Origin of the sequence: Imhoffiella purpurea, from assembly GCF_000585215.1 — a bacterium.
GTDB lineage: Bacteria > Pseudomonadota > Gammaproteobacteria > Chromatiales > Chromatiaceae > Imhoffiella > Imhoffiella purpurea.
Genome location: NZ_AONC01000003.1, coordinates 21131 through 42812, shown reverse-complemented (window position 1 = coordinate 42812; position 21682 = coordinate 21131). Strand labels below are relative to the sequence as shown.

At 65.4% G+C, this 21682-nt stretch carries 21 protein-coding genes, 2 tRNA genes and 1 pseudogene; 13 read left to right on the top strand and 11 right to left on the bottom strand.

Annotated features, from left to right (window positions below):
- Positions 1-15: 15 nt before the first annotated feature.
- From D779_RS01235 to hoxE, 4 genes are all read right to left on the bottom strand, one after another.
- Positions 16-558, bottom strand: a complete 543-nt coding sequence (locus D779_RS01235; RefSeq protein ID WP_043748441.1) for an NADH-quinone oxidoreductase subunit B family protein — start codon at positions 556-558, stop codon at positions 16-18.
- Between the two features lie 11 nt (positions 559-569).
- The gene (hoxU, locus tag D779_RS01230) at positions 570-1301 is read right to left on the bottom strand and encodes a bidirectional hydrogenase complex protein HoxU (RefSeq protein ID WP_043748248.1); all 732 of its coding nucleotides are present in this window, start codon (positions 1299-1301) and stop codon (positions 570-572) included.
- A gap of 78 nt (positions 1302-1379) precedes the next feature.
- On the bottom strand, positions 1380-2996 hold the full coding sequence (locus tag D779_RS01225) for a NuoF family protein (protein ID WP_043748245.1): 1617 nt from the start codon (positions 2994-2996) through the stop codon (positions 1380-1382).
- 1 nt (position 2997) lies between these two features.
- The gene (gene hoxE, locus D779_RS01220) at positions 2998-3492 is read right to left on the bottom strand and encodes a bidirectional hydrogenase complex protein HoxE (protein ID WP_043748243.1); all 495 of its coding nucleotides are present in this window, start codon (positions 3490-3492) and stop codon (positions 2998-3000) included.
- A 304-nt stretch (positions 3493-3796) separates the two neighbouring features.
- Here hoxE and pssA point away from each other — a divergent pair, with 304 nt between their 5' ends.
- Entirely contained in the window at positions 3797-4549 is a 753-nt protein-coding gene (pssA, locus tag D779_RS01215; protein WP_043748241.1) for a CDP-diacylglycerol--serine O-phosphatidyltransferase, read from the top strand.
- Between the two features lie 365 nt (positions 4550-4914).
- Here the strand turns inward: pssA and D779_RS01210 are convergent.
- Positions 4915-5001 (bottom strand) — tRNA-Leu (locus D779_RS01210).
- Positions 5002-5117: 116 nt separating this feature from the next.
- On the opposite strand from D779_RS01210, the gene rnr reads away from it, so the two are divergent.
- The 3 genes from rnr to purL all read left to right on the top strand — a co-directional run bounded on the left by rnr (position 5118) and on the right by purL (position 12287).
- Positions 5118-7535 carry a ribonuclease R gene (gene rnr, locus D779_RS01205; protein WP_043748239.1) on the top strand — a complete coding sequence of 806 codons (2418 nt, stop codon included), beginning with the start codon at positions 5118-5120 and terminating at the stop codon, positions 7533-7535.
- A gap of 1 nt (position 7536) precedes the next feature.
- Positions 7537-8283 (top strand): 23S rRNA (guanosine(2251)-2'-O)-methyltransferase RlmB, encoded by a 747-nt coding sequence (gene rlmB, locus D779_RS01200; protein WP_043748236.1) that lies wholly within the window; start codon positions 7537-7539, stop codon positions 8281-8283.
- 110 nt (positions 8284-8393) lie between these two features.
- Positions 8394-12287, top strand: a complete 3894-nt coding sequence (purL, locus tag D779_RS01195) for a phosphoribosylformylglycinamidine synthase (RefSeq protein ID WP_043748440.1) — start codon at positions 8394-8396, stop codon at positions 12285-12287.
- A 60-nt stretch (positions 12288-12347) separates the two neighbouring features.
- Here the strand turns inward: purL and D779_RS01190 are convergent, their stop codons facing one another.
- The gene (locus tag D779_RS01190) at positions 12348-12839 is read right to left on the bottom strand and encodes a methyltransferase family protein (RefSeq protein WP_043748234.1); all 492 of its coding nucleotides are present in this window, start codon (positions 12837-12839) and stop codon (positions 12348-12350) included.
- Positions 12840-13004: 165 nt separating this feature from the next.
- Here D779_RS01190 and ybgC point away from each other — a divergent pair, with 165 nt between their 5' ends.
- The 8 genes from ybgC (at position 13005) to D779_RS01150 (ending at position 18833) form a co-directional block, all read left to right on the top strand.
- Positions 13005-13466, top strand: a complete 462-nt coding sequence (ybgC, locus tag D779_RS01185) for a tol-pal system-associated acyl-CoA thioesterase (RefSeq protein ID WP_043748231.1) — start codon at positions 13005-13007, stop codon at positions 13464-13466.
- A 5-nt stretch (positions 13467-13471) separates the two neighbouring features.
- The gene (tolQ, locus tag D779_RS01180; protein WP_043748228.1) at positions 13472-14146 is read left to right on the top strand and encodes a protein TolQ; all 675 of its coding nucleotides are present in this window, start codon (positions 13472-13474) and stop codon (positions 14144-14146) included.
- Between the two features lie 17 nt (positions 14147-14163).
- Complete coding sequence (gene tolR, locus D779_RS01175; protein WP_043748225.1) at positions 14164-14607, top strand: protein TolR; 444 nt, start codon at positions 14164-14166, stop codon at positions 14605-14607.
- 3 nt (positions 14608-14610) lie between these two features.
- On the top strand, positions 14611-15789 hold the full coding sequence (gene tolA, locus D779_RS01170) for a cell envelope integrity protein TolA (protein ID WP_043748222.1): 1179 nt from the start codon (positions 14611-14613) through the stop codon (positions 15787-15789).
- Positions 15790-15805: 16 nt separating this feature from the next.
- Positions 15806-17116, top strand: a complete 1311-nt coding sequence (gene tolB, locus D779_RS01165) for a Tol-Pal system beta propeller repeat protein TolB (protein ID WP_043748220.1) — start codon at positions 15806-15808, stop codon at positions 17114-17116.
- Between the two features lie 12 nt (positions 17117-17128).
- On the top strand, positions 17129-17674 hold the full coding sequence (pal, locus tag D779_RS01160) for a peptidoglycan-associated lipoprotein Pal (RefSeq protein ID WP_043748218.1): 546 nt from the start codon (positions 17129-17131) through the stop codon (positions 17672-17674).
- Positions 17675-17688: 14 nt separating this feature from the next.
- Complete coding sequence (ybgF, locus tag D779_RS01155) at positions 17689-18582, top strand: tol-pal system protein YbgF (protein WP_043748215.1); 894 nt, start codon at positions 17689-17691, stop codon at positions 18580-18582.
- A 175-nt stretch (positions 18583-18757) separates the two neighbouring features.
- Positions 18758-18833: transfer RNA gene (locus D779_RS01150), tRNA-Lys, on the top strand.
- Positions 18834-18844: 11 nt separating this feature from the next.
- Here D779_RS01150 and D779_RS01145 read toward each other — a convergent pair.
- The 4 genes and pseudogenes from D779_RS01145 to D779_RS01140 all read right to left on the bottom strand — a co-directional run bounded on the left by D779_RS01145 (position 18845) and on the right by D779_RS01140 (position 20638).
- The gene (locus D779_RS01145; RefSeq protein WP_052347656.1) at positions 18845-19951 is read right to left on the bottom strand and encodes a tyrosine-type recombinase/integrase; all 1107 of its coding nucleotides are present in this window, start codon (positions 19949-19951) and stop codon (positions 18845-18847) included.
- Between the two features lie 68 nt (positions 19952-20019).
- Positions 20020-20178, bottom strand: a pseudogene (locus D779_RS23245) (helix-turn-helix domain-containing protein); the annotation flags it as partial.
- On the bottom strand, positions 20175-20411 hold the full coding sequence (locus D779_RS22040) for a hypothetical protein (RefSeq protein ID WP_157726294.1): 237 nt from the start codon (positions 20409-20411) through the stop codon (positions 20175-20177). The pseudogene D779_RS23245 and the gene D779_RS22040, both read right to left, overlap by 4 nt.
- Before the next feature lie 2 nt (positions 20412-20413).
- Positions 20414-20638: a hypothetical protein gene (locus D779_RS01140; protein WP_043748213.1), complete on the bottom strand. Its 225-nt coding sequence runs from the start codon at positions 20636-20638 to the stop codon at positions 20414-20416.
- Between the two features lie 224 nt (positions 20639-20862).
- Between D779_RS01140 and D779_RS01135 the strand changes: the two genes are divergently transcribed.
- On the top strand, positions 20863-21222 hold the full coding sequence (locus tag D779_RS01135) for a hypothetical protein (RefSeq protein WP_157726293.1): 360 nt from the start codon (positions 20863-20865) through the stop codon (positions 21220-21222).
- Positions 21223-21391: 169 nt separating this feature from the next.
- Here D779_RS01135 and D779_RS01130 read toward each other — a convergent pair whose 3' ends face one another.
- A complete protein-coding gene (locus tag D779_RS01130; RefSeq protein WP_043748208.1) occupies positions 21392-21628 on the bottom strand; it encodes a hypothetical protein in 237 nt (78 codons plus the stop codon).
- Positions 21629-21682 lie beyond the last annotated feature (54 nt).

Sequence of the window (21682 nt, the reverse complement as noted above, 5' to 3'; positions counted from 1 at the left end):
TAGTGTTGAAGGCTGTCAGGCCCCGAAGCGGGTGACCTGACTCGGATCGGGTATGCGGCCCTCGATCAGTTCGCTCAGGACGTGCCAGATGGCGTCCGCCCGAGGGGGGCAGCCGGGCACGAAGATGTCGACCGGGACCACTCCATGGATCGGCTTGACCGTGCCGAGCAGCGCCGGGACCTCGCGAGTCGGGATCTGGGGCTGCAGCGTGACGTTCTCGCGGTAGGCGCGGTCCATGACGTCGGCCAGCTTGAAATGGTTGCGCATCGAGGGGACGTTGCCGTTGACGGCGCAGTCGCCGAGGCTGACGAGTAGCTTGCAGCGTTTGCGGAAGGTCTTGGCCTTCTCCAGGTCATCCTCCGAGCTGATCGAGCCTTCGAGGATGCCCACGTCCACCTGCTCCGGCAGCTCCTTGGTGTCGACCAGCGGGCTGTAGACGATCTCGATCCGCTCGGCGAGTGCGATCAGACGCTCGTCCATGTCGAGGAAGGACATGTGGCAGCCCGAGCAGCCGTCGAGCCAGGTGGTGGCGACCCTGATCTTGGTCGGTGTGCTCATGTGATCGGTGCTCATCTGGCATGTCTCCGGCGCGCGAGGATCGGCAGGAAGTGCTGGTCCTTGACCATCTCTCCGACCGAGGTCCCCTGCTTGACGAGCGCCCCGGTGGGACAGACCTGGACGCATTTGCCGCAGCTGGTGCAGGTGTCGCTCTCGCCCCAGGGCCGGGCCAGGTCGGTGATGACGCGGCAGTCGCTGCCGCGTCCCATGACGTCCCAGGTATGGGCGCCCTCGATCTCGTCGCAGACCCGCACGCAGCGGGTGCAGAGGACGCAGCGGTTGTGGTCGAGGCGGAACATCTCGTGCGAGCTGTCGACCGGGTAGGGCTGCTGACGGTAGGGGACGCGGACATGGTCGACACCGCACTTCTGCGCCAGCCATTGAAGTTCGCAGTGACCATTGGAGACACAGACCGAGCAGATATGGTTCCGCTCGGCGAACAGCAGTTCGATGAGGGTGCGTCTGTAGCGTTGCAGCCGCTCGGTGTTGGTATGGACCCTCATGCCCTCGGCGACCCGGGTCGAGCAGGCGGCGAGCAATCGGTTCTGTCCCTCCAGCTCGACCACGCACAGACGGCATCCGCCCCAGACCGAGAGCCCGTCGAGGTGGCAGAGGCTGGGGATGGGGATCTTGTTCTCGCGGCAGACCTCGATGAGGGTCTCGTCCTCGCGGGCGGACAGGTCCAGATCGTCGATCTTGAGCGTGACGACACGGACGTTCGGCTGGGTAGCGGGTAGCGGCATGGTGGCTCCGTGAGGGTCGTCGATGATGCGTGGTCCGAGGAGAATCCCCGATGGCCGATGTCGATCCTGGCGCCGGCCTCAGAGCTCCGCTCGCTGCAGCTTCTCCTCGTACTCGTCGCGGAAGTAGCGCAGCGTGCTGAGGACGGGGTTGGGCGCCGTCTGACCCAGGCCGCAGAGACTGGTGGCCTGGACCACCTCGCAGAGCTCTTCCAGCAGGGCCAGATCCGCGTGCGTTCCCTGCGCCTTGGCGATCGCGTCCAGCAGTCCGTGCATCTGCCAGGTCCCGGTGCGGCAGGGGATGCACTTGCCGCAGGATTCGGTCATGCAGAACTCCATGAAATAGCGGGCCACGTCCACCATGCTGGAGGTCTCGTCCATGACGATCATGCCGCCCGATCCCATCATGGTGCCGAGCGTCTTGAGGCTGTCGTAGTCGACCGGGATGTCGAGATGCGCCTCCGGGATGCAGCCGCCCGAGGGGCCGCCGGTCTGGACCGCCTTGAATGCCTTGCCGTCGGGGATGCCGCCCCCGATGATCTCGATGATGTCGCGCAGCGAGGTCCCCATGGGCACCTCGATCAGCCCCGTGTTGCGGATCTTTCCGGCCAGGGCGAAGACCTTGGTGCCCTTGGAGCGTTCGGTGCCGATCGAGGCGAACCAGTCGCCGCCCTCGCGGACGATGGGGGCGATGTTGGCGAAGGTCTCGACGTTGTTGATGAGCGTGGGACAGCCCCAGAGGCCCGACTCGGCGGGGTAGGGCGGACGCGGTCGCGGCTGGCCGCGCAGTCCCTCGATCGAGGCCATGAGCGCGGTCTCCTCGCCGCAGACGAAGGCGCCGGCGCCGAGCCGGATCTCGACCTCGAAGCTGAACTGGGTGTCGGCGACCTTGCTGCCGAGGAATCCGGCGCGCTTGGCCTTGCGGATCGCCGTCTGCAGCCGCTCCACCGCCAGCGGATATTCGGCCCGGACATAGATGTAGCCCTTGTTGGCCCCAACCGCATAGGCGGCGATCGCCATGCCCTCCAGGACGCGATGGGGGTCGGACTCCAGCACCGCGCGGTCCATGAAGGCGCCAGGGTCGCCCTCGTCGGCATTGCAGATGACGTATTTCTGCCCGGCCGGCATCTTGGCGACGGTCGACCATTTGAGTCCGGTCGGGTAGCCGCCGCCGCCCCGGCCGCGCAGACCGCTGGTCGTGACCTCGCGCAGCACGTCCGCCGGTGTCATCTCGCTCAATGCGCGGACCATGCCGGCGTAGCCGCCCACGGCGACGTAACCTTTGAAGCTGTCCGGATCGATGAAACCTGAATTCTCCAGCACGATCTTGTGCTGGCGGGCGAAGAATGGCTGGTCGGTCGGGCAGCGCAGACGCTCGACCGGCGATCCACAGACGCTGCCCATGATCTCAGGGGCGTCCGCCGGGGTCACGTCGCGATAGAGCACGGATTCGTCGAGGCTGCAGTCCTTGTCGGCGATCGAGACCAGCGGGCCGGCCGAGCAGAGTCCCATGCAGCCCACGCCCTTGACCCGGCAGGTGCCCTTGCCGTCCCCGCAGGCATCCTCGAGCGCCTCCATGACGGCGAGCGAGCCCGACGACTGACAGCTGGCCGCCACGCAGACGCGGACTTCGCGCTGGATGCCGGCCTCTTCGGCGCGGAATTCCGCGGCCTTTTCGGCGAGATCTTCCAGATGCATATCAGTCCAGCTCCTCCAGCTTGGCGATGAGGGTGTCGGAGGTCTGCTTGCCGAGGACGTCGCCGTCCAGAACCGCGGCCGGAGCCAGTCCGCAGGCGCCGACGCAACGGGCCGAGAGCACCGAGAGACGATCGTCTTGCGTCGTTTCGCCCGGTGCGACCTCGTAGCGTGCCTGGATGCCGTCCAACAGCTCTCCAGCCCCCTTGATGTAGCAGGCCGTGCCGGTGCAGACGACACAGGTGTGGCGCCCCTTCGGCTTGAGCATGAAGATGTGGTAGAAGGTGGCGACGCCGAAGACCTTGCTCAATGGCAGGTCGAGCGATGCGGCGACGAAGCGCAGTGAAATCTCGTCGAGAAAGCCGAAGGCATCCTGTACGCTGTGCAGCGTCTCGATCAGGGCATGTCCGGCATAGCCGTTGCGGCGCATCGTCGCGTTGACCAGTTTCCAGCGTTTGTCGGCGCTGGGCAGCGGCGGTTTGGCTTGCTGCAGCGTCATGTCACCTCCCGGGCGGATGGTTGCAGTGTCTGTCGGGCCAACGCGGCGATCCGGGGCGCGAATCTCCGCGTCGGCGCAGATGCTGAATCTTGGGTCCGGTGAGCGGACACTATGGCGCAAGTGTATGACAGAATCCTACTTGCGCCAGGGAATGGTCGCTCCAACTTTGCGAGGGCTCGGCCGGCGTTTCTCGGTGCATTAGGCGGGGATGCGATCCTTCGGTTCCAGCCCTTTCGACGCTCGAAGGGATGCGGCGATATACTTCCACCGCCATCGGGCCCTTCCTCATCACGATATCGGTACTATGGACGAAACGCTTCCACCCCGCAAAAGACCGCGCGGCATCTATCTCCTGCCGAACCTCTTCACCACCGCGGCCCTGTTCGCCGGATTCTATGCCGTGCTCTCGGCGACGCAGGACCGCTTCGAGGCCGCCGCGCTGGCGATCTTCTCGGCCATGGTCCTGGACGGCTTCGACGGGCGCATCGCCCGCATCACCCAGACCCAGACCGCCTTCGGCGCCGAGTACGACAGTCTCTCGGACATGGTCGCCTTCGGCGTGGCCCCGGCCTTGGTCGCCTATCATTGGGCGCTCGGCGAGCTGGGCAAGGTCGGCTGGCTGGCCGCCTTCGTCTATACGGCGGCGGCCGCCTTGCGTCTGGCCCGCTTCAATACCCAGGTCGGGATCGCCGACAAACGCTATTTCCAGGGGCTCGCCAGTCCGCCCGCCGCCGCTATCATCGCTGGAGGGATCTGGACCGCCAACGATCTCGGGATCGATGGCTCCGACGTCTCCTGGCTCGCCGCCTTCCTGACCGCGGTTGCAGGCCTGCTGATGGTCAGCAATTTCCGCTATCAGAGCTTCAAGCAGCTCAGTCTGCATGGGCGCGTTCCCTTCCTGCTGGCCGTCGCGGTCATGCTCGGGTTCGCAGTGGTCTTCATCTATCCGCCGCTGGTGCTCTTCCTGATGGCCCTCACCTATGCCGTCTCTGGGCCGGCCTGGACCCTGATGGTGCTGCGGCAGAATCGGGCGAAGCGGCGTCGGGAGACGTCCTGAACCGTTGCGTCGGGTCCACTGTGGAAGGCGTTCGTCGGTGCGGCCTCGGCCGCATCGGCATGCAGGGAGTCTGGGGCCATTGAAGATCGCGGTTGTTATCCGGCCCTCTTCTGTGTCTCAGAGACTTAATCCGGCGAACGGAACATTTGGCTGGGCTGGTGCCTTGGTCACTGACAGCGCTCGCTGAGGGGACAGCTCGTTCAACCTTGGAGAAGCGCGAGTCGACTCGGGTGGCTGGGCTTCACTGAGCCATGCGGCGCAATAGGGGCTGTTGCGGTCAGGGATGGGTGCGCATACGAAAAAGGCGCCGCACTGGGTGCGGCGCCTTTTGCGCAGGATAATCGGTTTCGACTACCCTAGGAATTTGGTGCCGAGAAGAGGACTCGAACCTCCACGAGCTTTCGCCCACATGGACCTGAACCATGCGCGTCTACCAATTCCGCCACCTCGGCAAAGGGGCACGAGAGACGTCGTTTTGTCGTGCTCCCGTGGTGAGCCGCGAATATTAGAGAGACAGGCCGGGGTTGTCAAGAGTACACTTGTATTTTTTTGGAGGTACCGAGTTCACGTGACAAGACGTCGATCATCCACCGCCGCGAGAGACGCGGATCCGCATCGCCAGCGCGAGGCGAAGAAATACGCCAACCCCATTCCCAGCCGGGAATTCATCCTCGAAACCCTGACCAGCAACGGCGCCCCACAGTCGTTCGACGAATTGGCCGCCGCCTTGGATCTGAACGGTGAGCAGGACCTGGTCGCGTTGGATCGTCGTCTCGGCGCCATGGTGCGCGATGGTCAGCTGGTTCGAAATCGCAACCAGGTCTATTGTCCCGTCAACAAGCGCGACCTCATCGCCGGACGCGTGATCGGCCATCCGGACGGGTTCGGATTCGTGCGTCCGGACGAGGGGGGCGACGACCTCTACCTCTATCCCAAGGAGATGCGCGCGCTCTTCCACGGCGATCGGGTCGTGGTCCGTGTCAGCGGGCGGGATCGCCGCGGCCGGCTCGAAGGCGCCCTGGTCGAGATCCTGGAGCGCAATACCCGCAGCATTGTCGGCCGTCTATATAAAGAGAGCGGCGTCGGTTTCGTGGTGCCGGACAACAAGCGGCTCACGCACGACATCATCATCCCCAGCGATCGCATCGGCGAGGTCGAGCAAGGTCAGATCGTGGTCGCCGAGATCATCGATCAGCCGACGCGTCGAACTCCGCCGATCGGACGCGTCGCCGAGGTGCTCGGCAATCACATGGCGCCCGGCATGGAGACGGACATCTCGATCCGCGCCCACGACCTGCCGGTCGACTGGCCCGACGAGGTCGTGGCCGAGATCGCCGGGCTGGGCGAAGAGGTGCCCGAATCGGCGAAGGAGGGGCGGACCGATCTGCGCGCGCTCCCGCTGGTCACCATCGACGGCGCGGACGCCCGCGATTTCGACGACGCCGTCTATTGCGAGCGCAAGCCCAAGGGCTGGAAGCTCCTGGTCTGCATCGCCGACGTCTCGAGCTACGTGCGTCCCGGGACCGCGCTCGACCGCGAGGCCCAGTCGCGCGGCAATTCGGTCTATTTCCCCGACCGCGTCGTTCCCATGCTGCCGGAGGTGCTCTCGAACGGTCTCTGCTCGCTGAATCCCGATGTGGATCGGTTGTGCATGACCGCCGAGCTCTATGTCAACGCCGAGGGGAAGGTCACCCGCTCGCGCTTCTTCGAGGCCGTGATGCGCTCGCACGCGCGTCTGACCTATGATCAGGTCGCCGCCATGGTGGTCGATGGGGACGGCGAGCTGTGCTCCAGATATGCCGACCTGCTGCCGCATCTGCACGAGCTCTACCAGCTCTATCATGTGCTGCATGCAGCCAGGCAGGTACGCGGTGCGATCGACTTCGACACCACCGAGACCAAGTTCGTCTTCAACGATCAGGGTCGGATCGAGGAGGTCGTTCCGCTGGTGCGCAACGATGCCCACAAGCTGATCGAGGAATGCATGCTGGCGGCCAACGTGGCCGCGGCGCGTCTCTTCCAGCGCAGGCGCATTCCGGCCATCTATCGCATCCACGACACCCCGGGCGAGGAGAAGCTCAACGACCTGCGCGAATTCCTCGGCCAGCTTGGGCTCAAGCTCCCCGGCGGTCCCAAGCCGACCGCGCACGACTACGGCGAGCTGCTCGAGATGGTCAGGGAACGCCCGGACCGGCGTCTGATCCAGACCGTCCTGCTGCGCTCCATGCAGCAGGCCATGTACAGCTCGGACAATGCCGGGCACTTCGGGCTGGCCTACGATGCCTATACCCATTTCACCTCGCCGATCCGGCGCTATCCGGACCTGGTGGTGCACCGGCTCATCCGCCATCTGCTGGTCGGTGGGACGGTGGCCGACATGGACTATTCGGGCACCGAGCTGCAGCAGATCGGCGAGCAGTGTTCGGGGACCGAGCGCCGCGCCGACGAGGCGACCCGCGACGCCGAGGACTGGCTCAAGTGCGAGTTCATGCAGGACAAGCTGGGCGAGAAATACGAGGGCACCATCACCAGCGTCAACTCCTTCGGCATCTTCGTCGAGCTCGACGAGGTCTATGTCGACGGTCTGGTGCACATCACCGCACTGGACAACGACTTCTATCATTTCGACCCCATCGGTCACCGTCTGCACGGCGAGCGCACCGGCACCGTCTACCGTCTGGGCGACCGCCTCAAGGTCCAGGTCGCGGCGGTGAATCTGGACGACCGCAAGATCGACTTCGTGCTTGCCGAGCCCGCCAGCTCGCAGACCAATGGCTCGGGCCGGCGCAAACCGAAGTCGCGAGGCAGGGGCAAGCCGGGCGCACCGGCCGCCTCCAAGGCGTCGGGCGAACCCAAGGCATCCGGTGATTCAAAGCCATCCGGTTCATCCAAGCCTTCCGGCGACTCCAATGCCTCGGGCGCGAAGAAGCCGCGTTCGCGCAATCGCCGCAAACGCAAGCCGGGCGGCACGGCGTCGACCGATTGAGATGAAGGACCATTCTCCCGTCGCTGGAATACACAGCGTTCGCAGCGCGCTCAAGTTCGGCGCCGAGGGCGTCGGCGAGCTCTGGCTGGAACGCAGCCGTCGCGATCGGCGTCTGGGCGAGCTGGCCGATCTGGCCCGCCAGGGCGGCATCCAGGTGCGTTCCGTGGATCGGGGCGAACTGGACGATGCCGCGTCCGGGGCCAATCATCAGGGCGTGCTCGCCTGGGTGCGGGTCCCCGCGTCCCGGACCGAGCGCGATCTGAGCGCCCACCTGGATCGCATCGAGGGGGCGCCCTTCCTGCTGCTGCTCGACGAGGTGCAGGATCCGCACAACCTGGGGGCCTGTCTGCGCACAGCCGAGGCGGTCGGCGTTCATGCCGTCGTCGCGCCCAAGGACAATGCCGTCGGTCTGACGCCCGTGGTCTGCAAGGTCGCGAGCGGTGCCGCCGAAACCATGCCCTACTATCAGGTGACCAATCTGGCGCGCACCATGGATGCGCTCAAATCGCGCGGCATCTGGCTGATCGGCACCGCCGGCGAGGCGCCGGGCGATCTCCATGCCGCCGATCTGACCGGTCCGCTGGGGCTGGTGATGGGCAGCGAGGGCACCGGGCTGCGGCGTCTGACCCGAGAGCGCTGCGACAGCCTCATCCGTCTTCCCATGCTCGGTCGCGTCGAGAGTCTGAACGTCTCGGTCGCGACCGGGGTCTGTCTCTACGAGGCGCTGCGTCAGCGCCGTCATGCCTAGCCCCGGATCCGGGGCGATCCACTTTCCTGATCTCATCAGGGCGAGCTCCTCATCCCCCGCCGAGTCACGCTATTATGTCCGACACCTCCAAGCACCCAGAGCAATCGCCGATGCTGGTCCTCCGCGGCGCCCCAGCCATCTCCGAGTTCCGTCTGAGCAAGCTCGCCGAGCGTCTGAGCGAGCGGACCGGAACGCGGATTCAACTCTATGCCGAGTTCGTGCATTTCGCCCAGCTGTCCGGCGATCTGGACGAGGCCGGGCGGTCGGTCTTGGAGCGGCTCCTGCGCTATGGACCCAGCCTGCCGGCGCACACCCCGGAGGGAGCGCTGGTCCTGGTGGTGCCCAGGCCGGGGACCATCTCGCCCTGGTCGTCCAAGGCCACCGACATCGCCCACAACTGCGGACTGACCCAGATCGCCCGGATCGAGCGCGGCACGGCCTACTATCTCTCCACAGAGACGGCGGCGGTCGCAGGGGATGTGCTGAGCCGGACGGCCGCCATGCTTCACGACCGCATGACCCAGGTGGCCCTGTTCGAGATGGACGCGGCGCATCGTCTCTTCGACGGTGCCGAGCCGAGGCCGGCCCAACGGGTCGACGTCCTGGGGCTCGGCCGTCCGGCACTGGTCGCCGCCAACGGCGAGCTGGGTCTGGCCCTGTCCGACGACGAGATCGACTATCTGACCGAGAGCTTCCAGTCGCTCGGACGCAATCCGACCGACGTCGAACTGATGATGTTCGCCCAGGCGAACTCCGAGCATTGCCGGCACAAAATTTTCAACGCCGACTGGATCATCGACGGCGAGGCCCAGGAGCGCTCGCTGTTCAAGATGATCCGCCACACGACCGACACCTCGCCCGAGGGGGTGCTCTCGGCCTACAAGGACAACGCGGCGGTCATCGAGGGCTGGGACGGGCGCCGGTTCATGCCCTGTCCCCAGACCGGCATCTACTGCGAGTCCGAGGAGGAGATCCATCTCCTCATGAAGGTCGAGACCCACAACCATCCGACCGCCATCGCCCCGGATCCGGGCGCGGCGACCGGCTCGGGCGGCGAGATCCGCGACGAGGGCGCGACCGGTCGGGGCGCCAAGCCCAAGGCGGGTCTGTGCGGCTTCTCGGTCTCCAACCTGCGCATCCCCGGCTTCGAGCAGCCTTGGGAACGCGATTTCGGTAAGCCGGGGCGCATCGTCTCGGCGCTCGACATCATGCTCGAGGGTCCGATCGGCGCGGCGGCCTTCAACAACGAGTTCGGTCGTCCCAACCTGGCCGGCTATTTCCGCACCTACGAGCAGGAGGTGCCGGGCCCCGGCGGCGCGCCCGAGCTGCGTGGCTATCACAAGCCGATCATGCTCGCCGGCGGCATGGGCAACATCCGCGCCGAGCACGTCGCCAAGGACGCCTTCCCGCCGGGCACGCCCCTGATCGTGCTGGGCGGTCCGGCGATGCTCATCGGTCTCGGCGGCGGGGCGGCCTCCAGCATGGCCTCGGGCGCCTCGGCCGAGGATCTGGACTTCGCCTCGGTGCAGCGCGCCAACCCCGAGATGCAGCGCCGCTGTCAGGAGGTCATCGACCGCTGCTGGGCGCGCGGGGAGGAGAACCCCATCCTCTTCATACACGATGTCGGCGCCGGCGGTCTGTCCAACGCATTGCCCGAGCTGGTCCACGACGGCGAGCGCGGAGGGCGTTTCGAGCTGCGCGAGATCCCGAACGACGATCCGGGCATGTCGCCGATGGAGATCTGGTGCAACGAGTCTCAGGAGCGCTATGTGCTGGCGGTGGCCGCCGAGCGTCTGGAGACCTTCAAGGCGATCTGCGAGCGCGAGCGCTGTCCCTATGCCGTGGTCGGCGAGGCGACCGAGGAGGAGCGCCTGACCCTCGGCGACCGTCTGCTGGACGACCGTCCGATCGACATGCCGCTGCCCCTGCTGTTCGGCAAGCCGCCCAAGATGCAGCGCGAGGTCGAGCGGGTCGGCCCGCCGTCCGCGCCCTTCGCGACCCGGGACCTGGATCTGCGCGAGGCGGTGTTCCGGGTGCTGCGTCTGCCCACGGTGGCGGACAAGAGCTTCCTCATCACCATCGGCGACCGCAGCATCACGGGCCAGGTGGCGCGCGACCAGATGGTCGGTCCCTGGCAGATCCCGGTGGCCGACTGTGCCGTGACCCTCAGCGACTATCGCGGCTATTGCGGCGAGGCCATGGCGATGGGCGAGCGCACCCCGCTGGCCCTGCTCGATGCTCCCGCATCCGGGCGCATGGCGGTCGGCGAGGCGCTGACCAACATCGCCGCCGCCTCGATCGAGGCGCTGGGCGACATCAAGCTCTCGGCCAACTGGATGGCGGCCGCCGGACATGCCGGCGAGGACGCCCGGCTCTACGACACGGTGCGCGCGGTCGGCATGGATCTCTGTGCCGAGCTCGGCATCGCCATCCCGGTCGGCAAGGACTCCATGAGCATGAAGACGGTGTGGCAGGACGCCGAGGGCGGGCGCCGCGAGATGACCGCGCCCCTGTCCCTGATCGTCTCCGCCTTCGCGCCCGTCGACGACGTGCGCCGTACCCTCACGCCCCAGCTGCGCACCGATCAGGGCGATACGGATCTGATCCTCATCGACCTGGGCCAGGGCCGCAACCGGCTGGGCGCCTCCTGTCTCGCCCAGGTCTACGGCGCGCTGGGCGAGGAGGGGCCGGACATCGAGGATGCCGATCTGCTCAAGCGTTTCTTCGCCGCGATCCGCGAGCTGCGCGGGGAGGAGATGATCCTGGCCTATCACGACCGCTCCGACGGCGGTCTCATCGCGACCCTCTGCGAGATGGCCTTCGCCGGGCGCTGCGGGATCGACGTGGATCTGGCGGCGGTCGGCTGCGACGACGTCGCGTCCCTGTTCAGCGAGGAGCTGGGCGCGGTCATCCAGGTCCGTCATACCGAGACCGACGCCGTGCTCCAGATCCTCGACTATTACGGTCTGGCCGAGTTCAGCCCGGTGATCGGCATGATCGACGACAGCGACACGGTGCGCGTCTGCCGCCGCTGCCGGGTGCTCTTCGAGGCCGAGCGGGTCGACCTGCAGCGGGCCTGGTCCGAGACCAGCTACCGGATGCAGTCGCTGCGCGACAACCCCGAGTGCGCCGAGGAGGCCTTCGCGCGGATCGCCGAGGAGGATCCGGGGCTGCACGCCAGCCTCACCTTCGATCCGGATCACGACATCGCCGCGCCCTTCATCGAGCGCGGGGCGCGTCCGCCGATCGCCATCCTGCGCGAGCAGGGCGTCAACGGCCAGATCGAGATGGCCGCGGCCTTCCACGCGGCCGGCTTCGAGTGCGTCGACGTCCATCTCTCGGACGTCATCGCCGGACGCATCGAACTGGACCGTTTCCGGGGGCTCGTGGCCTGCGGCGGCTTCTCCTACGGCGACGTGCTGGGGGCCGGCGAGGGCTGGGCCAAGACCATCCTCTTCAATCCGCGGGCGCGCGATCAGTTCCAGTCATTCTTCGAGCGCTCGGACACCTTCGCGCTGGGCATCTGCAACGGCTGTCAGATGCTCTCGAATCTGAGCGAGCTGATCCCGGGCGCCGAGCATTGGCCGCATTTCGTGCGCAACCGCTCCGAGCAGTTCGAGGCGCGGACCCTGATGCTGGAGGTCACCGAGACCCCGTCGGTACTGCTCGCCGGCATGGCCGGATCGCGCATGCCGATCGCCGTGGCGCACGGCGAGGGCCGGGCCGAGTTCCGCGATGCCGCGCATCTGTCCCAGGCGCGATCTGGAGTGGCCGCGCGCTATGTGGAGAACGATGGGCGGGTCGCCGAGCGCTATCCGGCCAATCCGAACGGCTCGCCCGAGGGCATCGCCGGACTCACGACGCGCGACGGCCGGGTGACCATCATGATGCCGCATCCGGAGCGTGTGTTCCGGGCCGTTCAGAACTCCTGGCACCCGGACGACTGGGGCCAGGACGGCCCTTGGATGCGTCTGTTCCGCAATGCGCGGGTCTGGGTGGACTGATGCATATCCAGCCGCCGGCAATCAGCTGGAAGCTGGCCGCTGGAGGCTGGCAGCTTCCCCTCAATAGATCCAGGGAATGAACTTTCTCACCCGCTTGGCATAGTCAGGGTAATCCGGATGGCGTTCGGTCAGCCAGCCCTCCTCCTTGCGCGCCTTGTAGTCGAAGAAGACGAAGGCCGCGGCCAGGACGGCCAGGTGGGAGAGGCTGAGTGTGAAGAGTACCCATCCCAGGGCGATGAAGAGCTGGCTGCTGTAGAGCGGATGGCGCACCCAGGAATAGACGCCATGCTGCACCAGCTGGTTGTGATCGACCGGGTAGGGCAAGGGGGTTAGATACTCCTTGATGTGCATCGAGCCCAGTCCGCCGAGTACCATTCCCACCGCGCCCAGGATCGCGAGCGCCGCCCAGCGCACCGGCTCCAGACTGTCCAGCAAGGCCGGTGTCAGGAGCGGATTCCATCTCGGGGTCATGACGAAGACGAAGACGAGGATGAACTGGACTGCGACGAGGTATTCGCCGCGCTTGCCCTGCAGGGAGGAAAGAAATGACATCGATGGATTCCTTGGTTATTGAGTTATCTGGCCGTATTCGTCGGTCGCACTGTGACGCATGGAGCGGCGTCTGGCGAGCTGGATCCTGTATGACAGAGTGTCGGGGCTCAGGGTTTCCGATAGACTTATGGACTTTTTAGGCGGGGATGCCGCCTGACGGGTGCCATGGCGATTTCGAACGATCTTTCAGGCGTGACCTTCGACTGGCCCGTGCGTGTCTATTACGAGGATACGGATGCGGCCGGGGTGGTCTTCTATGCCAATTATCTGCGATTCATGGAGCGTGGGCGAACCGAGTGGCTGCGCGCGCTCGGCTACGAGCAGGATCTGCTGCGCGACGAGCAGGGGATCCTCTTCGCCGTGAGACGTGTCGGCCTGGAATATCGGGTCTCCGCGCTCTTCAACGATCTGCTGCTGGTCCGGTCCGCGGTCAAGCATCTCGGGGGCGCGAGCATCGAGTTCGAGCAGAGCATCCTGCGTCAGGCAGACGGCAAGGAGTGTTGCCGGGGCACCGTGAACGTCGTCTGTCTCGACGCGCGCACCAAGCGTCCGCGCCGGATGCCGTCCGAGATGGTCGATGGAATCCTGTCTGGCATGGAGCGCTCGGCGCGCGACTCCAAGGGGTAACGGTCATGGTCTCCGATCTCTCTTTGGTCACGCTCATCCTGGACGCGAGCTTCGTCGTCCAGATGGTTCTGGTGCTGTTGCTGGCGGCCTCCCTGATCTCCTGGACCATGATCTTCGATCGCGCCCGGGTGCTCTCCGGCGCGCGCCGAAGCGCCAACGCTTTCGAGGAACGATTCTGGTCCGGGGGCGATCTGAGCGCGCTCTACAAGGATCTGAGCCAGGACGAGACGGGGAATCAGGGGCTGGCGGCCATCTTCCGCTCGGGATTCAAGGAATACGTGCGCCTGCGCAAGATCGAGGGTGCGGACATGATGGCGGTGCTGCAAGGCGCCGAACGCTCCATGCGCGTGGCGACGAGCCGCGAGATGGATCGCCTGGAGAACAATCTCGCCTTCCTCGCGACCGTCGGTTCCACCAGCCCCTATGTCGGGCTGTTCGGGACCGTCTGGGGCATCATGCAGGCCTTCCATGCCCTGGGCAACGTCGAGCAGGCCACCCTGGCGCTGGTCGCGCCGGGCATCTCCGAGGCATTGGTGGCCACCGCCATCGGGCTCTTCGCCGCCATCCCGGCGGTGATCGCCTACAATCGCTTCTCCAATCAGGTCGAGCGGATCAACAACCGCTACGAGGAATTCATTGAGGAATTCTCGACCCTGCTCCAGCGCCAGGGCCGCGCCTGAGCGCCGGGACGCGAGCCATGATCAAGCACACGCGCAGCCGCAACCGCCGCCGGCTCATGGCCGAGATCAACGTGGTGCCCTACATCGACGTGATGCTGGTGCTGCTGGTCATCTTCATGGTGACGGCGCCGCTTATCACCACCGGGGTCAAGGTCAACCTGCCGCGGGAGAAGGCGGGCGGTATCGCCAGTCCGACGGTGGATTCGGTGGTGATCACGGTGGACGCCTTCGGGGACTATTACATCGACGTCGGCAAGGAGAAGCACCAGCCCGCGAGCGACCAGATCCTCTACGATCGCATCCGGGTGGTCCTCGGCTACAAGCCGGACACGCCTATTCTCGTCCGGGCCGACAACCAGGTCGATTACGGCAAGGTGGTGCGCGCCATGGCCATCGCCCAGTCGGCGGGCGCCCCGGAGGTCGGGCTGATCACGGTGCCTCCGGAACGCCGCGAGCCCTAGACCATGTGGCAGATCCTGAGGGACGATCCCCGGGCCTTCTATTGTTCGCTGGGGCTGCATCTCATCTTCGCGATCCTGCTGCTGATCGGGATTCGGTTCGATCGGCCGTCGCTGGACGCGGCCGACAAGGTCCGGGTCGTGCAGGCGACCTTGGTGACGGATCGCGCCCTCGAGGCCATGATCGATGAGATTCGCGCCGATCAGCCGCCGAAGGTCGATACCGAGGCCGAGGACAGGGCGCGGGAGGCGGCCGAACGGCAGCGTCTCGCCGAGGAGGAGGCGCGGCAGCAGGCCGAACAGGAGGCGCAGCGCCAGGCCGAGCGGCAGCGTCTCGCCGAAGAGGCCCAGGCCAGGGCCGAGGCCGAAGCCGCGCGTCGGCGGGCCGAGGAAGAGGCGGCGCGTCTGGCCGCGCAGGCCCGGGCGGAGGCCGAGCGCCGTCGCGCCGAGGAAGAGGCTCGCCAGCGGGCCGAGGAGGCCAGACGCCAGGCCGAGGAGGAGGCGCGTCGTCAGGCGGAGGAGCTGGCGCGCCGCCAGGCCGAGGAGGAACGTGCCGCCGAGGAGGCGCGTCGCCAGGCCGAGGCCGAGCGGCTGCGTGCTGAAGAGGAGGCCAGACGTATGGCCTCCGAGCGCGAGCGCATCCGCAAGGAGATGGAGCGTCGCGCGGCCGAGGAGGAGCGGCAGCGCCAGGCCGCCGAGGCCGAGCGCCAGCGCCGGATCGCCGAGGAGGCCGAGCGCCTCGCCAGGGAGGAGGAGCGCCGTCTGGCCGAGGAGGATGCGCAACGGCGTCGAGAACAGGAGGCGCGCGAGCAGGCCGCGGCGGATGAGCGCCGGCGGGCCGCCGAGGCCCAGCGGGCACTCGAGGAGGATCTGCAGTCTCAGCTGGCCGCCGAGGAGATGTCTCTGGAGGCGACGCGCTACTTTCCGGTCATCCAGGATCGCGTGCGCGCCTATTGGACACGTCCGCCTGGCGTGGGCAGAGGGCTGACCACGATCGTATCGGTGCGTCTGATGCCGGGAGGCGACGTGATCGAGAGCAGTGTGCGCGTAGTCCAGAGCAGCGGGAACCTCGCCTACGACCAGTCCGTGATCGCCGCCGTTGTCAGCGCCTCGCCACTGCCCGTGCCATCCGGGGCCGCGTTCGAGCCTTTTCGGGAGTTCGACCTAACCTTTACGCCAAAATAAGTGGGAACCTCGCACCATGAGCCGATTCCAGCCACTGCTGCTCGTCCTGACACTCTGCGCATTCAATCTGGCCGCGAGCAGCGCGACTCTGGCCGCCCCCAGACTGAACATCGAGATCACCGGCGGGGTCGAGGCCGCCCAGCCGATCGCCGTGGTGCCCTTCGGTGTCTCCGAGGGGCTGATCCCGCCCGCCGACGTGGCCGCCGTGATCGGCGCCGATCTGGCGCGAACCGGCCGCTTCAAGCCGATGCCGACCCGCGACATGCTGGACATGCCCACCACGCGCGATGAGGTCGATCTGCGCGACTGGAGCCTGCTGGGCATGAACAGCCTGGTCATCGGCCGGGTCGAGGCCGAGGGCAACGGCTACCGCGTCAGCTTCAGTCTCTACGACGTCTTTCGCGGCAACGAATTGGCCAGCAGCAGTCTCATCTCCAGCAAGGCCGGCATGCGCCACACCGCGCATCTGGTCGCCGACATCATCTACGAGAAGCTCACGGGCCAGGCCGGCGTCGCCGCGACCCGGATCGCCTACGTGACCTCGACCGGGAGCGGCGACTCCCAGACCGTGGCCCTCAAGGTCGCGGATGCCGATGGCTACAACCCCCAGACCATCGTCTCCTCGGGCGAGCCCATCATGTCTCCGGCCTGGTCGCCGGACGGACGCCGGATCGCCTATGTCTCCTTCGAGAACCGCCGTGCCGCCATCTATGTCCAGGAACTCTCCAGCGGGCGGCGCGATCTGGTCTCCAGCTATCCGGGCATCAACGGCTCGCCCGCCTTCTCGCCGGACGGACTCAGGCTGGCCATGACCCTGTCGAAGGACGGCAACCCCGAGATCTACAGCCTCAACCTGCTCAGCCGCGAACTTGTGCGTCTGACCGATCACTATGCCATCGACACCGAGCCCTCCTGGTCGCCGGACGGGCGCTACATCATCTTCACCTCCGATCGTGCCGGCAGTCCGCAGATCTATCGCATGTCATCGGACGGCGGGCCGGCCGAGCGGATCAGCGTCGAGGGCGATTACAACGGCCGTGCCTCCTATTCGCCGGACGGACGCTCGATCGCCATGGTGACCCGGATCAACGGCAGCTTCCGTATCGGGGTGCTGGATACCGAGCGCGGCATCGTGCGGCTGGTCAGCTCCGGGAATCTGGACGAATCGCCGAGCTTCGCCCCGAACGGCTCCATGATCATCTATGCCACCATCCACGGCGGGCGTGGCGTCCTGGCCGCGACCTCGGTGGACGGCGGCGGCAATCAGCGTCTCTCCCAGGATTCCGGTCAGGTCCGCGAACCGGCCTGGTCACCCTTCATGAAGTAAGGAGCCCGCAGCATGCGCGTCCTCATCAGCAATATACTGTCCATCTCGGTGATGCTGGCCTCGATGGTCGGCATCGTCGGGTGCTCCACCACGCCCCATTCGGATGCCGGTGCCAATCCCCCGGTGAGCGACGCCTCCAGGTCCGCGCTGCCCGGCCAGGACGCCCGTACATCGGGCGTGGAGTCGACGCGCCCGGTCTATGCCGGCCCCTGGGAGGATCCGACCAGCCCGCTCTACAACCGCACCATCTATTTCGATTACGACAGCGCCGAGATCAAGCCCAGATATCTGGACCTGATGCGCACCCACGCCCGTTATCTGGGTACCCACGATCGCGTCGAGGTGACGCTCGAAGGGAACACGGACGAGCGCGGCACACGCGAGTACAACCTGGCGCTCGGCGATCAGCGTGCCGAAACCGTGCGCAAATTCATGCTCGCCGAGGGCGTGCGCGCGGACCAGATGACGACGCTGAGCTACGGCGAGGAGCGCCCGGCCGATTCCGGGCATTCGGAAACCGCGTGGCGCCAGAATCGTCGCGTCATCATCCAATACTGAGGGAGACCGGCGTCATGAATCACCCATCGCATCGTCCACGCCTGCTCGTGACGGCGATCCTGGCCTGTCTCTCGACCGGGGCGGCAGCGGCCGATTATTCCAACCTCGAAGGGCGGATCGGCCGTCTCGAACGCATCCTGGAGAATCAGACGGGATCCGAGCTGCTGCTGAAGGTCCAGCAGCTGCAGATCGAGATGCAGGAACTGCGCGGCATGCTCGAGTCCCAGAAGATCGAGCTCGACCGGCTGAGGCGTCAGCAGCGCGAGCAGTACATGGACATCGATTCGCGGCTGGGAGCGGCCGGATCCGCTGGCGTCGCCGGTCACTCCGGCATGTCCTCGACGCTCGGCAACGCCAAGCCGACACTGCCCGACGGGGTGGTCGACGCCAGTGGCGGCGGATTGGGCGCGGCGTCGGGTCCGTCTCCGGCCCAGGGGCAGCCCGGAGCGACCCCGTTCGCCGAATCCGCCTCCATCGGTCCGGTCGGGATCCCCTCGCTGCCCTCGCCGGAAACGGTCGGCGGAAACGAGCGCGATGCCTACGCCGAGGCGTTCGAACTGCTCAAGGAGCGCAAATACGACGAGGCGACCGCCGCCTTCAGCGATCTGCTCCGCCGCTACCCCCAAGGCGAGTTCTCGGACAACGCCCGCTACTGGCTGGCCGAAACCTACTATGTGCAGCGCAACCTCGCGGCGGCGCTCGCCGAGTTCGAACGCCTGCTCCAACTCAATCCCCAGAGCCCCAAGGTTCCAGGCGCCATGCTCAAGATCGGATTCATCCAGTTCGATCAGAAGGACTTCGAGCAGGCTAAGGCATCCTTCGAGCGCGTCATCGCGACCTATCCCAACAGCACCGAGGCGCGCTTGGCGCGGAGCCGGCTGGATCGGATCGGTCAGTCCGCGCCTTGACCCGAGGCTCGTCGCTTGGTTCATGGGGTTGGTGTTGTAGAGCGACCCCGCGAAACCAGTTGTGAGGATTGCGGTTTCCGTCCCCTTCGGATCATATCCCTGCTTGGTTGGCACAGATTTTCTTGACCCAAAGGTTGAAATCGGCGGATATCCCGCTACAATACCGCTCCTCATCGCGCCCTTAGCTCAGCTGGTAGAGCATCTGACTTTTAATCAGGTGGTCGTGCGTTCGAGTCGCACAGGGCGCACCAAATTCAAGCACTTAGAGAGCTTCTCTCGACCGTTCCGGGGTAACGTGACTAAAACGTGACTCGGAACGGTCCAAGTGGGCGACCGCCGCCCGAAGGTTCTCAGGTGCCAAATGAGCATATCGCTCAGTCATCGCCAGGGTGCAATGGCCGAGGACATCCCTAACCTCAGCCATCGGGACACCCGCCTGTACCAGCCAAGCGGCGCAGGTATGGCGTAAGTCATGAAAGCGGAAGCCCTCGATCTCGGCCACCCGGCAGGCGGTGGCAAAGCTACGCTTGACGCTCGCGATCCGGTTTCCCTCCTTGTCGCAAAAGACCCAGGGGGCGGCCGGACAGTGGGCCGCGCGGAATCGGGCTTGTGCTAGGATGGCCTCGCGTGCCGTTTTGTTGAGGGCGACACTGCGGCGCTTCTTGGCTTTCGTGTGGTGGCTCTCCAGGTAGATTAGGCTACCTTGGAGATCCACCCGCGACCATTCCAGCCCGAGCATTTCCCCACGTCTCATGCCGGTATGCAGCGCCAGAGTGATCAGCGGCGCGAGGTGTGCCGCCTTCGGTTGCAACTGCGCAGCATCGATAAGCCTGTTGGCTTCCTCGCGCGTGATCCAGCGCAAACGCCCATCTGGCTCTTTGAGCATGTTTCCCTTGACCGGGTTCGGCAGGTTCCATTGCCAATGGATGTTGGCGTAGTTGATCGCACCCCCGAGCGCTTGAAGCTCGCGATTGATGGTGGCATTGCCGACGCCTTCTTCCTTGCGCTGGGCGATGTATCCACGGATGTGCTCGCGCTCAAGTGCCTGAATGTCGAACTGAGCAAAGGTGAGTCGCAGGCGGGCGATGTTCAGCTTTACGCTGCTTTCGCTGCGCCGTTCCCCCGCTGTTTCGATCAGGTAGCGGGTCATCAATTCCTCGAATGTTCGGCTAGGCGCTTGGTCCCAGTGGGTCTCGTTGTGCGCTTCGGCTTTCCATTTGCCGAGGAGCGCGGCGGCTTCTGTCTTCTTGCTGGTTCCAGTAGAGCGTCTAACTCGGCGTCCATCGCTGCCGATGTAGGACGCCCACCACTTTTCCGAATCGGGACGACGATAGAGGCCGTCCTGGTCTTGCTTGCGTTTTCTCGGCATGTGCCTTTCTCCTGCACAACCGGCCCCACGCGACCGGAATTATTGCTCAGGGTCATATTGCGGTCTACGTAGGCTTGAATGCTGTCGGCTGAGACGCGCAGGGATCGGCCGATCCGTACCGAAGTGAGTTCGCGCGTGTCGATCAGTCTGCGCACGGTGCGGGTGCTGACTGAGAGGCGCTTGGCGGCATGCTCCAGGGTGAGTAACAGCAAGTCGGGACTGGTCATCGTGCGTAGCTCCTTGGCCAATCACGCCACTCGCAGGCCGCCAGCTGCCAGTGGGTATCGAGCCGAAACCATGCCTCGATCGGATCGGCATAGGCTGGCGGCAAGAGGTCGTAGCGATCCGCAGCGATAGCCACAAAGCAGCGCTCTCCTGTCGACAACGGGCCGATCTCGGCGCTACCTCCATCCGCTCTGAGATGCTCCACAAGTACATCAAGCCGTTTGGTGGTCGGCATGCTCAGTCCTCCCCCAGAAAGGCCAAGATGCACAGGTCGTCACGGTGAGCGGGTTTCGCCAGTCGTGCCCGCCAGGTCGGGCGCCCGGCGCGAATTTCGTCGCACTCCTTGAGGAACGCTCGCAGCTCGACGGTCCCTCGGTCGTGTCCATCACTGCGGGTGATTTCCGCAACGATCCAGCACAAATCTTGGGCGGCTGGCTTGGCCCATTGCTCAAGTTCAGTCATTGGCTGATCTCCAGAGACGAAAAAGCCCGCGCGAGGCGGGCTTGGTTAAAACGGCTGGAACTCTGTAACTCTGCTGATCCTGTCATAAGTCTCTTGCTGCGTCAGGATTCAGCATCTGATCGTGACGCTGGTTGAGCGAGAGTCATCATCGACTACTGCTTGCGATATGCAAGAATGATATTTATGATATCAATATCATCAAAATGATACGCGAGGGTCATGACATGAAACGTAAGTTGGTAAAGCGCGGCAGCCAGAAACCGGTCATTTCGGAAGCAGTTATCAGACACGTTGTGGATACGCTTTCCGATCCACAGAACGAATTAGAGGCAAGCATTGGCCGGGATGGGAGTGTCAAGATCATGGGTAAGCATGGGGATCAGCAAATTTTCGCAACCTATAAGGAAGTGGGATCGACTGGTCGTATCGCTGAGAGTCGCATCGTCGGGAAGCAACCCCAGCACGGTGATCCGAAACTGAAAGAGGAAGCCAGGGAATTACGTGCCATGGGTCTGACGCAGAAGCAGATCGGGGACATCCTCGGTCGGAGCCAGGCGGCTATTTCTGGGTATCTTGATGAATAGTCGTTGAGAAAATGGGCGGTGCTCCATTAGCTTGAGGTCGTCCTGTTGGGTCGATTAAATCGGTTCACGGAATTGAGCCTATCGGCGTATGTTGCGGCCATTCTCAACCCAAAAACGGGATATCGTCGTCGAAGTCCTGAGTCGGAGGCGGCGCGCTTCCGGCGGGCGATCATAGAGTCATCTCCATCTGCTGGGCGTCGGGGTCGTCTTGGCAGACCCGGCGCGGGAATTGAAGGGTGCCGAGTAGGCCGATCTTCGCTGAGCCAACGCTGTTGACCCGCCAACGCCAGCCGCAGGCGGGGCACGCCCAGCGGTCGGTTTCCACGGCGAAGGCATCCAGCGGGCCAGTGTGTCCGCAGCGGCAGGTGACGAGGCAATCCGGAAGCGGCTGAGTCAGGTCGAGCATGGTCGAAACCTCCGGTGTCCAGGGTGAGCGGGACCGCCCGGCGCACGGCCGGGC

Excerpts from the sequence above, each read along its gene's own strand:
- D779_RS01235 (WP_043748441.1), bottom strand. The coding sequence starts at position 558 with ATGAGCACACCGACCAAGATCAGGGTCGCCACCACCTGGCTCGACGGC.
- hoxU (WP_043748248.1), bottom strand. The coding sequence starts at position 1,301 with ATGCCGCTACCCGCTACCCAGCCGAACGTCCGTGTCGTCACGCTCAAG.
- D779_RS01225 (WP_043748245.1), bottom strand. The coding sequence starts at position 2,996 with ATGCATCTGGAAGATCTCGCCGAAAAGGCCGCGGAATTCCGCGCCGAA.
- hoxE (WP_043748243.1), bottom strand. The coding sequence starts at position 3,492 with ATGACGCTGCAGCAAGCCAAACCGCCGCTGCCCAGCGCCGACAAACGC.
- pssA (WP_043748241.1), top strand. The coding sequence starts at position 3,797 with ATGGACGAAACGCTTCCACCCCGCAAAAGACCGCGCGGCATCTATCTC.
- rlmB (WP_043748236.1), top strand. The coding sequence starts at position 7,537 with ATGAAGGACCATTCTCCCGTCGCTGGAATACACAGCGTTCGCAGCGCG.
- purL (WP_043748440.1), top strand. The coding sequence starts at position 8,394 with ATGCTGGTCCTCCGCGGCGCCCCAGCCATCTCCGAGTTCCGTCTGAGC.
- D779_RS01190 (WP_043748234.1), bottom strand. The coding sequence starts at position 12,839 with ATGTCATTTCTTTCCTCCCTGCAGGGCAAGCGCGGCGAATACCTCGTC.
- ybgC (WP_043748231.1), top strand. The coding sequence starts at position 13,005 with ATGGCGATTTCGAACGATCTTTCAGGCGTGACCTTCGACTGGCCCGTG.
- tolQ (WP_043748228.1), top strand. The coding sequence starts at position 13,472 with ATGGTCTCCGATCTCTCTTTGGTCACGCTCATCCTGGACGCGAGCTTC.
- tolR (WP_043748225.1), top strand. The coding sequence starts at position 14,164 with ATGATCAAGCACACGCGCAGCCGCAACCGCCGCCGGCTCATGGCCGAG.
- tolA (WP_043748222.1), top strand. The coding sequence starts at position 14,611 with ATGTGGCAGATCCTGAGGGACGATCCCCGGGCCTTCTATTGTTCGCTG.
- tolB (WP_043748220.1), top strand. The coding sequence starts at position 15,806 with ATGAGCCGATTCCAGCCACTGCTGCTCGTCCTGACACTCTGCGCATTC.
- pal (WP_043748218.1), top strand. The coding sequence starts at position 17,129 with ATGCGCGTCCTCATCAGCAATATACTGTCCATCTCGGTGATGCTGGCC.
- ybgF (WP_043748215.1), top strand. The coding sequence starts at position 17,689 with ATGAATCACCCATCGCATCGTCCACGCCTGCTCGTGACGGCGATCCTG.
- D779_RS01145 (WP_052347656.1), bottom strand. The coding sequence starts at position 19,951 with ATGCCGAGAAAACGCAAGCAAGACCAGGACGGCCTCTATCGTCGTCCC.
- D779_RS22040 (WP_157726294.1), bottom strand. The coding sequence starts at position 20,411 with ATGCCGACCACCAAACGGCTTGATGTACTTGTGGAGCATCTCAGAGCG.
- D779_RS01140 (WP_043748213.1), bottom strand. The coding sequence starts at position 20,638 with ATGACTGAACTTGAGCAATGGGCCAAGCCAGCCGCCCAAGATTTGTGC.
- D779_RS01135 (WP_157726293.1), top strand. The coding sequence starts at position 20,863 with ATGAAACGTAAGTTGGTAAAGCGCGGCAGCCAGAAACCGGTCATTTCG.
- D779_RS01130 (WP_043748208.1), bottom strand. The coding sequence starts at position 21,628 with ATGCTCGACCTGACTCAGCCGCTTCCGGATTGCCTCGTCACCTGCCGC.